Genomic DNA, 13,128 nt, shown 5'->3' on the forward strand with positions numbered 1-13,128 from the left:
CAATTAGTTTTATAGATGAATTAATTGTGTTAATTTTATCCACCCAGCCAACAATATTATGAATCGCATTGATCGCCTTTTCGGGATTTTAACCCTGTTACAATCAAAGAAATACATGACTGCCGACAAAATTTCAGCGCGTTTTAATATGAGTGTTCGAACGGTTTATCGTGATATTAAGGCGTTACAGGAACAAGGCATCCCAGTAAGTTTCGAGCAACATAAAGGCTACTTTTTGGTGCAGGGCTATTTTTTACCACCGATTTCTTTCAATATGGATGAAGCAAATGCACTTTTACTGGTCGAAAGTTTAGTGGCCGGCTTTGCCGACCGATCTATTAATGAACATTATGCGACTGCATTAACAAAGGTGAAAGCTGTTTTAAAAGCAAGTCAAAAAGAAAAACTGGAAAACTTAAACCAACACATAAAGCTCCAGATTCCGGAACGGATGAACTTTAATTTCGAATACATATCTTTAATACAGCATGCCATTTCAGATAAAAACCTTGTTGTGCTTGATTATAAAAATGTAAAGGAAGAAATAAGCAGACGCGAGGTTGAACCCATCGGGTTAATTTTTTATGCCTTTAGCTGGCACCTTATTGCCTGGTGCCATGTACGCAATGAGTACCGCGATTTTAACCTGACCCGTATTATTTGCCTTAAAAATTTAGGGATGCCATTTAAAAAAGAGTTTCACATGCCTTTGAGCGAATATATGAAAGTGCTTCCGGTTAATTATTAATTTATTTTTCACCTTATTTTTTAGACTGCCATAAGGTTGTCACTCTCCGCTGTTTTCTTTGTTGAACAATAACAAATTAATAAATAACAAAACGAAAATACATGGACATCATTAAATTATTATTGACCGAATTAGAAGCGGAAGCTACAACAACAAGAAAGTTTTTGCCTTTGGTACCTACAGATAAATTTGGCTGGGCGCCACACGAAAAGAGCATGAAAATGAAATCTTTGGCTTCGCATATTGCTGAATTACCAACCTGGATTACTTTGGTTTTAACAACTGATGGTTTGGATTTTGCAACCGCACCTTATGTTGAAGCTCAGGTATTAAACAATGAAGATTTGATTGCACTTTTCGAAAAAAGTTACGAAGATGGCAAATCACATTTAGAAAAAGCTTCGGAATCAAATTTTAATAAATCATGGATTCTGAGACACGGAGAACAGGTATTGGCTGATGTTACTAAATACGAGATGATTCGCCAGGTTTTCAGTCAGATTACACACCACAGAGCACAGTTAGGCGTTTACCTGCGTTTACTAAACATTCCACTTCCCGGAAGTTATGGCCCAAGTGCCGATAACCCATCTTTTGATTAAAAAATACAAAGGCGCAAAGAACATAAAGATGTAAAATCTGCCAGACATGTAATTTGCGCCTTCTTCCTTAACAATCGCTTTGCTACATTTAGCAAATGAAAACCATTTTTGCCATTTGTGGCAGCACAAAGTCATCCTCCACCAATCAACTTTACATTAAAGCAGTGGCCAAATTGCTTCCTGTGGGTTTCAACATAGAATGCCTGTCTTCCATTGCAGATGTTCCGCATTTTAACCCCGATTTAGACATTGACCCCTATCCGCAAAGCATCTTAGATTTAAGAAATAAGATTGAACAGGCCAACGGAATCTTAATATGTACGCCCGAATATGCGATGGGCTTACCGGGTTCTTTAAAAAACGTGTTGGATTGGACAGTAAGCAGTTCCTCTTTTTCTAAAAAACCTGTGCTTTCAATTGTTGCTTCATCACAGGGCGAAAATGCTTTTCAATCTTTAATAGCCATTTTAACGGTAATTGAAGCAGAAATATTTCCGCTGTTAATTCCATTTGCCAAAACCCGGATAAATGATCAGTTTACTGTAACGGATGAAGGTACTTTGGAATTGCTCCATAAGCAGATTGCCAATTTTATGAAAGCGATAAACGGAACTGACCTCTAAAAACAATTTATTTGCGTAAAATTGCAGCATGAACAACTCTTCTGCAACCCGTTTAAATAAATTCATCAGCGAAAGTGGATTATGCTCCCGTCGCGAAGCAGATAAATTTATAGAACGCGGAAGTGTGTTTATCAATGGTAAAAAAGCTAAAATCGGCGATCAGGTTTTTGCCGGCGACCGTGTAATGGTTAATGGGCATAACATCGAACCTAAAGAAGAAGATAACTTTGTGCTTTTAGCCTTTAATAAACCGGTTGGGATTACCAGTACAACTGAATCTAATGTTAAGGATAATATTGTAGATTATGTAAACCATAGCGAACGTATTTTCCCCATCGGACGCTTGGATAAAGATTCATCAGGATTGATTTTTTTAACCAATAACGGCGATATTGTAAACAAAATTTTAAGAGCCGGTAATAAGCACGAAAAGGAGTATATCGTTTCGGTTAATAAACCCGTTACCGAAGATTTCATTAATGGAATGGCAAATGGTGTGCCCATTCTTGGTGTAAATACCCGCAAATGTAAAGTTAAACAAACTGGTACCTTTATTTTTAACATTACATTAATTCAGGGCTTAAACAGGCAAATTCGCCGTATGTGCGAACATTTTGGTTATGAAGTAACCAAGTTGGAACGCATCAGGATCATGAACATTAACCTAAAAGGAATTCCTGTGGGCGAGTGGAGAGAATTTAATCCGGAAGAAATGGATAGTATGATGAAAATGATTGAAAAATCGTCCTCATCAGAAAGCATTACCAAGGTTAAAAAAACGGCTAAAAAGAAAGGAAATTCTTGGGAAGAAATCCCTGAATTAAAACAAGAACAGGCTAAAAAACCTTTCCGCCCTTCTAAACCTTCTTCACATAAAACAGGCGCAAAAAAATCAACCGGAAATTCAGCAAAGCCCGCCGGGAAAGGAAACTCCAATACCCGCAATGCAAGGCCGGCCAAAGGCAAGTCGACAGGTAAACCAGGCTCAAGAAATAAGAGATAGGCATGCAAAGTGTACTGATTTACATCAACACCATAATATTTTTATTTCTATCTGCTTTACATTTTTATTGGGCCTTTGGTGGAAAATGGGTTGCCGAAAAAGTTATTCCAACATCTCCGGCAGGTAAACACATGCTTAATCCTGGCAAATCCTCTACCCTTGTTGTTGCCCTGGGTCTATTACTCTTCGCATTTATAATTTATTTTCGAAATCATTCTCTCTTCTTTTCTATTCCATCCCGATATTTAAATGTTGGGGCTTTATTTATTGCTGGTATCTTTTTGTTAAGGGCAATGGGTGATTTTAAGTATGTTGGCTTTTTTAAAAAGGTTAACAATACGGCCTTTGCAAAAAACGACAGCAAAATTTATAGTCCGTTATGCCTTTACTTATCACTAAGTTGTTTAATAATTGTAATCTTACGTCCTGCATAACAACACATTAGCTTTCTATCTTTCGGCTTACGTCTTTTTTAAGTATCTTTGCGGCAAATGGTAACAGCAAAAAAAACCGATATCCGTGCATTAGATTTACCTCAACTGCAACAACATTTTACCGCTATGCAACAACCCGCCTACAGGGCAAAGCAAGTGTATCAATGGCTTTGGGAAAAATCAGCAACGAGTTTTGAGGATATGAGCAATCTTTCCAAAGATCTGCGTAAAGCGCTGGATGAAAGCTTTGCCATTAATGCGGTTCAGGTTAATAATTCGCAGTTCAGTAACGATCATACCATTAAAAACACTTTTCGTTTAGCGGATGGAAACATTGTTGAAGGTGTTTTAATTCCTTTGGAAGATCGGATGACAGCCTGCGTAAGTTCCCAGGTGGGTTGCAGTTTAACCTGCAAATTCTGTGCTACGGGTTATATGGATCGAAAACGCAATTTAAATGCCGATGAAATTTACGATCAGGTGGTTTTAATTGATAAACAAGCCAAGCAAAATTACAACAACCCATTAACTAATATTGTTTATATGGGTATGGGTGAACCCTTATTAAATTATGCGAATGTATTAAAGTCTATTGAGCGCATTACGGCTCCTGATGGATTAAACATGAGCTATAAACGCATTACTGTTTCTACTGCCGGTATTGCCAAAATGATTAAAAAGCTCGGTGATGATGGTGCAAAGTTTAACCTTGCCCTTTCTCTTCATGCAGCCGATGATAAAAAGCGTAATGAAATTATGCCAATTAATGAGGCAAACTCATTAAAAGCTTTGGCCGATGCACTTAAATATTACTTCGCTAAAACTAAAAATCCCGTTACTTACGAATACATTGTTTTCAATCACTTTAATGATGAAATTTCTGATGCAATGGATTTAGCTAAATTCTGTAAACATATTCCTTGTAAAGTTAACCTGATAGAATATAACCCTATCTCTTTTGCTGATTTCACAAATGCTGAAGGGGATAAAATCGATGCTTTTGCCAATTATTTAAAGGGCCAGGGCATCACCACAAACATTCGCCGCAGCAGAGGTAAAGACATTGATGCAGCTTGTGGACAGCTTGCCGTGAAAGAAGAAGCTAAAAACTAAGTTTCAACTTTTCTTATTTTTCTTTAGCTTATAACCTCATAAACATTTGTTTATACCGCATGGTTATGATTAATTTTTTCTTACCTTAGAAATAGCCGTTTAAATGTATGCGCTTCTGCCAACGAAAAAATAGGGTAGTTGCGCTCTAATAACTGGTTATAAACGTAAAGCTTTAAATTAATCCTCAAAACCTGATGAAAAAATTTTTGCCTATTATTATTGCCCTAATCATCCTGTTAGGTTATGGTTATTATGAGGTTGTTCTGAAAAATAAAATTAACGGATCAACGCTTATTGATAACCCCACCACTAAAGCCATAAGCGTTTCGATTGATGGCAAATCTTATCAGGTTGCGGCAAACCAGTTTTTAAAAATAGAATTAACGGAGGGTGATCATAAATTAACGTGCGATCAGTATAATTTAAAGGACGAAAAATTAGTATTAGACCCAACAATTTATGGTGTAATTAACCCCACCAAATCTAAATATGTTATTTATAATATCATTTACACTAAAAAAGACCTGAAATCACAATTTAAGCCTTACCAGGTAGAGGGACGTGAAATTTATTCTTTATTAGGCCAACCCGAAGTAACTACCGCATTGTTTATACCCGATAGAACTTTAGGCAAGGGTAATATAGATGACAAGGAGCCTTCCATAGAAAGTTACAATAGTATCAATCAGGATTATTCCTTTTTAATGAAAATTTTCAGGCTGAACGACTTTTTCGAGTTTTATGATCAACATAATAAATAGTAAGCGCAGCCTAAATTCTTATTTTTCAAGTTTTAATATTTTTAAAACTTTACTTTCTGTTATTTTTTCAATAACCTTCACTTGCGGCTATGCAAACATGTCTAAGCCTTATGAAGAGGGCTCGGAGCATTCCATGCTGCTTTTTGGCAAAGAAATAAAGGTAAATAAAGAATTTATCCAGATTAATATATCAAGAGATACCACCTCAGATCGCAATTATTATTTGGCTCATTACGTTATTTCTTACGAGGTGAATGCCAGCAAAGACCAGCTGCTGCCTTTATTATTTATTGCAGTTAACTTAGAAAATAAACCCGTTATAAAACTAAATGGTCAAATTATTAAAATTGAAGATCTCAGGAATACTTATACTAAAGATTTGCTGGACAAATATTCTTTTATAAAACCATATGAAAAAGAGTACGTCCGCATTTTTTATAAAAAGGACGAATCGCAAATTGTTAGTCTGAATAACTTAGTTTATTTTAATGCCCATGTTTCAGCAGGCAACAACATCATCACCGTAGAATACAGTGCTACCTTAGGTAGTAATAATTTTGGTTTTGTTAGAGATTTTGATTTGGAATATGCACTATTCCCTTCAAAATACTGGAAATCTTTCGGTCCCATCCAAATAGAGCTTAACCTGCCAAAAGAATTAAAAATTAGAGGGACTTCTCTTGGAACACCAAAAATTAATGATGAAAAATATCTGTGGGTTTTAAACCAGATACCGGACGAAGACCTTAAAATTTCATTTGGCCCTAAATTACCCATCTTAGCAAGATTATTAGTTGCCATTGATCCGTTAGGGATTGCTGTTATTTTTACTTTGGCCGCTACTTTTATTCATTATAAAAGAATAAAAAAGCATAGGCAATCCTTTAAAAAAAATTATAACTGGGCTTTAGGTATTGGAATATTCCTTGTTCCGGTTTTTTTCTATACAGTCTATTTTTCTTCCTTTTCATTAATTGACTGGGCACTTGGTGGTATTTCTTTAAACAGGCATGGCTACATATTTTTATTTATTTTCACTTTACCTGTATTCTGGATTATTTATGGATTAATCTTTTGGGCAATAGACATTTCATTGAAGAACAAATACAATTCTAAAACAGAATTAATTGTTTAAATTAGCTTAAAACGCTGAACAATGGTTACTGCAAAAAGATGGTTTAATGATTTAACCGGGCTTTTATTTCCACACCTGTGTAACGCCTGTGGTCATCCGCTTGTTCATAGCGAAAACCAGATCTGCATTAAGTGCCTTTACGATTTACCTTTTACAGATTACCACATTCATGCAGAAAATCGTGTTGCCCGACAACTTTGGGGCAGAGTGCCTTTACATGCTGCAATGGCTATGCTTTACTTTAAAAAGGGCGCAAAAGTTCAAAACCTTATTCATAACCTGAAATACAATAACAAAACGGAAGTTGGAGTTATTTTAGGGAATCTGTTAGGCGAAAGGTTAAAATCCAGTCCCATATACCGGGGCGTAGATTTAATTATTCCCGTTCCTTTACACCCTAAAAAACTTCGTTTAAGAGGTTATAATCAGAGTACATTTATAGCAACAGGCATTTCACAAAAATTGGAGATATCCTTTAGTGAGGCTGTGCTTCTGCGAAATATTGAAACGGAAAGTCAGACAAAAAAAAATCGTTATACCCGGTATGAAAATATGTTCGAGGTTTTTACCCTAAGCAATCCTCAGGATATTTTAAACAAGCACATCTTAATTGTTGATGATGTAATTACAACGGGCGCCACATTAGAAGCATGCGCAAGTATACTTTTAAAAAATGGCGCCGCCAAGGTGAGTATTGCGGCTTTAGCTTTTGCAGATTAATTAAACCGAATTGTTCCCTTCCGCGATTTTATCTAAGTTTGATCTATGCGTTTATTAATTTTTGGTTTATTAATTACTTCATCCTTTTTACTGGCCTGCCGGAAAAATGAACGCATTACTACTGATCCAACTTACAGGCTGAGTTTCTCAAAAGACAGCGTTCTTTTTGATACTGTTTTTACTTCCATTGGTTCTACAACATCGAAGATTAAAGTTTTTAACCGAAACCATGATGCTTTAAATATTTCGGAAATTAAACTTGCCGGCGGTGCATCCTCTCCATTTAACATCAACATTAATGGCGAAAACACCCCATTAAAAAACAATTTGATTATTAACGGTAAAGATTCCTTAAATCTTTTTATTAAAGTAACCATTAATCCAACTACAGTTAACTTGCCTTTTCTGGTACAGGATTCCATTATTTTGAATACCAATGGCAACCGGCAGGTTGTGCAACTTTTGGCTTACGGACAAAATGCCATCTTTGTTAACAGTGCCGTTGTTAATTCCAATACAACCTGGTCAAGTACATTGCCCTATGTAGTAAGCAAAACAGTTACAATTAAAAATGGTGCAACTTTAACCATAACACCGGGCACAAAGATATTTTTCCACAAAGATGCTGAAATGAATATAGAAGGTGCTTTAAATGCTTTTGGCACTTTAAATGAGCCCATTATTTTTAGCAGCGACAGGCTTGAAGACACCTACGCTAATGAACCTGGACAATGGAAAGGCATCCATTTAAGTGCCAGTGGAAATGGCATCATTAAAAATGCACTTATAAAAAATGCGTCTGTGGGTATTACCGCTGATTCTCTCTCTCAAAATTTAAACCCCAAATTAATTTTGAGCAATAACATCATTAAAAATATGCAGGTTGCGGCTTATATTGGTTATCATTCAGAGCTAATTGCTTTTAATAACCTAATGTATAATTGTAGTAATTACATTATTTATGGCATTGGCGGTGGCAATTACAACTTAAAACAGAATACATTGGTTGGCTACAACCCTACTTCCCCCCGTAAAACGGCAGCTTTAACTTTTTCAGATTTCTTATCGGCTACCGCTTATAATCAAATGCAAATAAACCTGACGAATAACATTATATGGGGCAGCCTGGTAAACGAACTGGATATTCAGCAAAAATCAAAAACCACAATACAAAGTAATCTTACCAATAACCTGATTAAAACAAGCAATGCCATTTATAACACCAATGGAAATATTTTAAATGCAGATCCAATTTTTATAGCCTCTGGTTCTGGTAATTTTCAACTCTCGAATGCAAGCCCGGCTTTAAAAAAGGGCCTTAATTTAACTTCTGATTCTTATTTTAACCTTTATCTGAATAAAGACCTAAAAGATAAAACAAGAATTTTTCCCTCTGCTTTAGGCTGTTATGAGAATTAATATTTTTTTTCAACTTTTAAAAAACTATTTCTGCAGAATTACGTTTATATATTTGAGAGCGTTAATTTAGATGGTAAGGGTCGACATATACTGAAAAGGATTGTCGGCCCTTTACTTTTTAGTAGGTTTATTGAATAATTCCTTAGGAAATCCTTTAAATAAAAATAGCCTTACAAATTAATGCAAGGCTATTTTAGTATATCCCGAAAGATTAGAATCTATTTATATAAAGGAAAAGCGCTTACCAATTTAATCACTTCCGCTTTAACGGCATTTAAATTTGCTTCATCTTCTGGATTCGTTAAAACCCGATCGATAAGCTCAACAATTTGCTCCATTTCTGTTTCTTTTAAACCGCGGGTTGTAATTGCAGCGGTACCCACGCGAATACCTGAAGTAACAAATGGTGATTTATCATCAAATGGAACCATATTCTTGTTAACCGTAATTTCAGCTTTTTCTAAAGCATTTTCAGCAACTTTACCCGTAATGTTCTTATTACGAAGATCGATTAACATTAAGTGGTTATCGGTTCCGCCTGAGATGATACCGTACCCTTTAGCAACAAAAGCTTTAGCCATAGCCTGAGCATTTGCGGCAACTTGTTTAATGTAAGTTCCGTACTCTTCAGTTAAAGCTTCGCCAAAAGCAATGGCTTTAGCGGCAATAATATGTTCCAGCGGACCACCTTGAGTGCCTGGAAAAACAGCCATATCAAGCAAATTACTCATCATACGGGTTTCACCTTTTGGTGTTTTTAATCCCCATGGGTTTTCGAAATCTTTTCCCATCATAATCATACCACCACGTGGACCGCGTAATGTTTTATGGGTAGTTGTGGTTACAATATGGCAATGAGGAAGTGGATCGGCTAACAATCCTTTAGCGATTAAACCAGCAGGATGTGAAATATCAGCTAAAACTAAAGCACCAATTTTATCAGCAACCGCACGGATAAATGCATAATCCCACTCGCGAGAGTAAGCAGAAGCACCACAAATAATTAATTTTGGTTTTTCCGCTAAGGCTACTTCTTCTAATTTTTTATAATCAATAAGGCCCGTTTCTTTTTCTACACCATAAAAAAATGGCTGATAAAGTTTACCCGAGAAATTTACCGGAGAACCATGCGTTAAGTGACCGCCATGAGAAAGATCAAATCCTAAAATTTTATCTCCCGCCTGTAAAACGGCAAGCATAACAGCAGCGTTTGCCTGCGCACCTGAATGCGGCTGAACGTTTACCCACGCAGCGCCAAACAATTCTTTAGCTCTGTCGATTGCAATTTGTTCAATATCATCTACCACCTGGCAACCACCATAATAGCGTTTTCCTGGCAAGCCTTCAGCATATTTGTTGGTTAGTACTGAACCAGCAGCTTCCATAACCTGCTTGCTCACAAAATTTTCTGATGCGATAAGTTCTAAGCCATGCTCTTGTCTGCTTAATTCTTTATCAATAAGTTCAAAAATTTGGGTGTCGCGTTTCATCCTATATTGGTTTCTATTTTTTTGGCAAAAGTAAAGAATTTTATTGAGAGAGACGTTAGAAGAACAGACAATAGAATTAAACAATGTAATTACTATTCAACATTTTGGAGAATAATCTTTCCAAGATTAAGGAGTTGCTTTCACTTTAAAGTTATTATAACCGCTACCTATTGTAATTTCAATAATTTGCTGCTGGAGCATTTCCAAAATGGCTAAAAAATTATAAACAAAATGAACTTTATTGTCCGAGTTTTTTAACACCAGTGCAAAGTCAATCTGCTTATTAAGATCAAGCAGGTTTGCAATAAAATGTTTTTGCTGCTCAATGGTATATGGATACTGCACAACTGTATGTTTAACCTCTTCGCTACGCAATTCATATTTCTGCATGGTGCGGTGATAAACGACTAAAAGCTTATATAAATCCAGCGACAGCAGTTCATCCTGGTGTGTAGAAGATTCGGCAGCTAATGACAAGTCGTGCTCTATGTTTCCCCTTCGCTCCTGTTGCATCCTGGCATCTTCAAACACTTTTAGCGCTTCAGCTGCAGATTTAAATTGCTTATAAGCAATTAGCCGGGCTATTAAATCCAGTTCCGGATTAATTTCATTTCCGGCTTCATCAATTTCTATCCTCGGGAGCAACATTTTCGACTTAATCCGCATCAAAGTAGCCGCGACCAAAATAAATTCGCTCGCTACCTCAACATTTAAAGCCAATAAGCGATGGATATAGGCTAAGAAATCATTCGTGATTTTTGCAATTTCAACATCCTGAATATTGAGCTCGTCCCGCTCTATAAAAAACAGCAACAAATCGAAGGGACCTTCGAACACCGGAAGTTTTATTTCGAAATTTTCTGCCTGCATCAGTAAAAACAAACATAGCAATTTTTAGCAAGAGATAAATCTTGCCCGGTAAATGATTTATATTGATTTTAAATAGTTGTTTGTAATAACTTTATACATTAACAATTGTTTACACGAATACATCACTTTACACTTAATAGACGATTTTTCTTCAATATTAGAACAAAAATACCGTAATTTGTACCTTGTTTTTTACCAAAATACCGAATGCAAGTAAAAGCTGGCCCCCTCTTATCTAAAATTAACTACCCTGCTGATTTAAAGCAGTTTAGCGAAACTGACTTAGAACAAATAAGCCAGGAGTTACGACAATACATTATTGATGTAGTGAGCATTAATGGCGGTCACTTTGGCTCCAGCTTAGGCGTTGTTGAACTAACTGTTGCTTTACACTATGCTTTAAATACACCTTACGACAAATTAGTATGGGATGTTGGGCACCAGGCGTATGGACATAAAATTTTAACCGGAAGAAGAGATCTTTTCCACACAAACCGGATTTATAAAGGCATTAGTGGCTTTCCGAAGATTTCAGAAAGTGAATATGATACCTTTGGCGTAGGCCATTCTTCTACTTCTATTTCTGCCGCATTGGGCATGGCAGTTGCTTCACAATTAAAAGGCGAAACAGACCGTCAGCACGTTGCGGTGATTGGTGATGGAGCAATGACTGCCGGACTTGCTTTTGAGGGCTTAAACCATGCAGGAATTGAAAATAGCAATGTTTTGGTTATCTTAAATGATAACTGCATGTCTATCGATCCTAATGTTGGTGCCTTAAAAGAATATTTAACCAGTATAACCACCTCTAAATCATACAACCGTTTTCGGGATGACATTTCAAATGTGCTAACCAGTCTTTCTAAATTAGGACCAAATGCACATAAGTATGTTAAAAAGATTGAGAAAAGTATAAAAGGGACGCTATTAAAGCAGAGCAATTTATTTGAAGCTTTAAATTTCAGGTATTTCGGTCCCGTTGATGGACATGATGTAAAACGATTGGCATCAATTATAAAAGATCTGTCAGCTATTCCTGGTCCAAAACTATTACATTGTGTTACTGTAAAAGGTAAAGGATTTGCATTAGCAGAAAAAGACCAAACCAAATGGCACGCGCCGGGTTTATTCGATAAAATTACCGGAGAGATTAAAAAAAGTGTTCCTGATAAGCCTCAACCACCAAAATACCAGGATGTATTTGGACATACTATGGTTGAACTTGCGGAAGCAAATGAAAAAATTGTTGGTATTACTCCTGCAATGCCTTCGGGTTCATCATTAAATATTATGATGAAAGCGATGCCTACGAGGGCGTTTGATGTTGGAATTGCAGAACAACACGCGGTTACATTTTCGGCAGGATTAGCCACACAGGGATTGGTTCCTTTCTGTAATATCTATTCCAGCTTTATGCAAAGGGCCTACGATCAGGTGATCCATGACGTAGCGATTCAAAAACTGAATGTTGTTTTTTGTCTTGACCGTGCCGGTTTAGCAGGGGCTGACGGAGCCACACACCACGGTGCTTACGATATTGCTTATATGCGTTGCATACCCAATATGACAGTGGCTTCGCCCATGAATGAAGAGGAGCTAAGAAATTTAATGTATACCGCACAACAGGAAAACATGGGTCCTTTTGTAATCCGCTATCCTCGTGGCAATGGCGTAATGCCAGATTGGAAAAGGCCTTTTAAAGCGTTGGAAATTGGCAAAGGACGCAAAATCTGTGACGGTGAGGATGTGGCCATATTAACAATAGGCCATGTGGGTAATTTTGCAGTGGAGGCCCGCGCCGAATTAAACAGTGAAGGTTATCATCCGGCACATTACGATTTGCGCTTTGTTAAGCCTTTAGATGAACAAATGCTTCACGAGGTATTCTCAAAATATAAACAGGTTATTACGGTTGAAGACGGATCACTTCCGGGTGGCGTAGGTTCGGCTGTTTTAGAGTTTATGGCAGATCATAACTATAATACTAATGTAATTCGCTTGGGTATTCCAGATCATTTCATTGAACATGGCGAACAACCTGAACTATGGGCAGAATGCGGTTATGATAAGAATTCAATTATAGAAGCAGTAAAGAAAGTTGCAATTAAACGCACAACTAATAGTATGGTTGGCTAACCATTTTCTAATTATAAAAGCATAAAAAAACCATCTAAGTAATCTTAGATGGTTTTTTTATATATTTTCTACCT

Annotated in this window: 13 protein-coding genes; 11 read left to right on the forward strand and 2 right to left on the reverse strand. The window is 36.6% G+C overall.

The features are described from left to right. Positions 1–58: 58 nt before the first annotated feature. The 10 genes from R2Q77_RS02390 (at position 59) to R2Q77_RS02435 (ending at position 8,558) form a co-directional block, all read left to right on the forward strand. Entirely contained in the window at positions 59–748 is a 690-nt protein-coding gene (locus R2Q77_RS02390; RefSeq protein ID WP_316802108.1) for a YafY family protein, read from the forward strand. A 101-nt stretch (positions 749–849) separates the two neighbouring features. After that, the gene (locus tag R2Q77_RS02395; protein WP_316802109.1) at positions 850–1,350 is read left to right on the forward strand and encodes a DinB family protein; all 501 of its coding nucleotides are present in this window, start codon (positions 850–852) and stop codon (positions 1,348–1,350) included. A gap of 95 nt (positions 1,351–1,445) precedes the next feature. Then, positions 1,446–1,973, forward strand: a complete 528-nt coding sequence (locus R2Q77_RS02400; protein ID WP_316802110.1) for an NADPH-dependent FMN reductase — start codon at positions 1,446–1,448, stop codon at positions 1,971–1,973. Positions 1,974–2,001: 28 nt separating this feature from the next. Further along, on the forward strand, positions 2,002–2,976 hold the full coding sequence (gene rluF / locus R2Q77_RS02405) for a 23S rRNA pseudouridine(2604) synthase RluF (protein WP_316802111.1): 975 nt from the start codon (positions 2,002–2,004) through the stop codon (positions 2,974–2,976). Between the two features lie 2 nt (positions 2,977–2,978). Then, positions 2,979–3,410 carry a DUF3995 domain-containing protein gene (locus tag R2Q77_RS02410; protein ID WP_316802112.1) on the forward strand — a complete coding sequence of 144 codons (432 nt, stop codon included), beginning with the start codon at positions 2,979–2,981 and terminating at the stop codon, positions 3,408–3,410. A gap of 57 nt (positions 3,411–3,467) precedes the next feature. Then, entirely contained in the window at positions 3,468–4,523 is a 1,056-nt protein-coding gene (rlmN, locus tag R2Q77_RS02415) for a 23S rRNA (adenine(2503)-C(2))-methyltransferase RlmN (protein WP_131536293.1), read from the forward strand. A 194-nt stretch (positions 4,524–4,717) separates the two neighbouring features. After that, entirely contained in the window at positions 4,718–5,284 is a 567-nt protein-coding gene (locus R2Q77_RS02420; RefSeq protein ID WP_316802113.1) for a hypothetical protein, read from the forward strand. A 97-nt stretch (positions 5,285–5,381) separates the two neighbouring features. Next, complete coding sequence (locus R2Q77_RS02425; protein WP_316802114.1) at positions 5,382–6,419, forward strand: hypothetical protein; 1,038 nt, start codon at positions 5,382–5,384, stop codon at positions 6,417–6,419. 21 nt (positions 6,420–6,440) lie between these two features. Beyond that, a complete protein-coding gene (locus tag R2Q77_RS02430) occupies positions 6,441–7,139 on the forward strand; it encodes a ComF family protein (RefSeq protein ID WP_316802115.1) in 699 nt (232 codons plus the stop codon). A 45-nt stretch (positions 7,140–7,184) separates the two neighbouring features. After that, positions 7,185–8,558: a hypothetical protein gene (locus R2Q77_RS02435; RefSeq protein WP_316802116.1), complete on the forward strand. Its 1,374-nt coding sequence runs from the start codon at positions 7,185–7,187 to the stop codon at positions 8,556–8,558. 218 nt (positions 8,559–8,776) lie between these two features. On the opposite strand, the gene glyA is transcribed toward R2Q77_RS02435, so the two are convergent. Next, on the reverse strand, positions 8,777–10,048 hold the full coding sequence (gene glyA / locus R2Q77_RS02440) for a serine hydroxymethyltransferase (RefSeq protein ID WP_316802117.1): 1,272 nt from the start codon (positions 10,046–10,048) through the stop codon (positions 8,777–8,779). A 126-nt stretch (positions 10,049–10,174) separates the two neighbouring features. Next, positions 10,175–10,918, reverse strand: coding sequence for a segregation and condensation protein A (locus R2Q77_RS02445; RefSeq protein WP_316802118.1), 744 nt, complete (start codon positions 10,916–10,918; stop codon positions 10,175–10,177). Positions 10,919–11,125: 207 nt separating this feature from the next. On the opposite strand from R2Q77_RS02445, the gene dxs reads away from it, so the two are divergent. Continuing rightward, complete coding sequence (gene dxs / locus R2Q77_RS02450; protein ID WP_316802119.1) at positions 11,126–13,054, forward strand: 1-deoxy-D-xylulose-5-phosphate synthase; 1,929 nt, start codon at positions 11,126–11,128, stop codon at positions 13,052–13,054. Positions 13,055–13,128: the final 74 nt, after the last annotated feature.

Source organism: Pedobacter nototheniae (assembly GCF_032678625.1).
GTDB classification, from domain to species: Bacteria; Bacteroidota; Bacteroidia; order Sphingobacteriales; family Sphingobacteriaceae; genus Pedobacter; species Pedobacter nototheniae_A.

Bases quoted from the DNA above. Each gene is read 5' to 3' on its own strand.
- R2Q77_RS02395 (WP_316802109.1), top strand. From the start codon at position 850: ATGGACATCATTAAATTATTATTGACCGAATTAGAAGCGGAAGCTACA.
- dxs (WP_316802119.1), top strand. From the start codon at position 11,126: ATGCAAGTAAAAGCTGGCCCCCTCTTATCTAAAATTAACTACCCTGCT.
- R2Q77_RS02430 (WP_316802115.1), top strand. From the start codon at position 6,441: ATGGTTACTGCAAAAAGATGGTTTAATGATTTAACCGGGCTTTTATTT.
- rluF (WP_316802111.1), top strand. From the start codon at position 2,002: ATGAACAACTCTTCTGCAACCCGTTTAAATAAATTCATCAGCGAAAGT.
- R2Q77_RS02420 (WP_316802113.1), top strand. From the start codon at position 4,718: ATGAAAAAATTTTTGCCTATTATTATTGCCCTAATCATCCTGTTAGGT.
- rlmN (WP_131536293.1), top strand. From the start codon at position 3,468: ATGGTAACAGCAAAAAAAACCGATATCCGTGCATTAGATTTACCTCAA.
- glyA (WP_316802117.1), bottom strand. From the start codon at position 10,048: ATGAAACGCGACACCCAAATTTTTGAACTTATTGATAAAGAATTAAGC.
- R2Q77_RS02425 (WP_316802114.1), top strand. From the start codon at position 5,382: ATGTCTAAGCCTTATGAAGAGGGCTCGGAGCATTCCATGCTGCTTTTT.
- R2Q77_RS02410 (WP_316802112.1), top strand. From the start codon at position 2,979: ATGCAAAGTGTACTGATTTACATCAACACCATAATATTTTTATTTCTA.
- R2Q77_RS02390 (WP_316802108.1), top strand. From the start codon at position 59: ATGAATCGCATTGATCGCCTTTTCGGGATTTTAACCCTGTTACAATCA.
- R2Q77_RS02435 (WP_316802116.1), top strand. From the start codon at position 7,185: ATGCGTTTATTAATTTTTGGTTTATTAATTACTTCATCCTTTTTACTG.
- R2Q77_RS02400 (WP_316802110.1), top strand. From the start codon at position 1,446: ATGAAAACCATTTTTGCCATTTGTGGCAGCACAAAGTCATCCTCCACC.
- R2Q77_RS02445 (WP_316802118.1), bottom strand. From the start codon at position 10,918: ATGCAGGCAGAAAATTTCGAAATAAAACTTCCGGTGTTCGAAGGTCCC.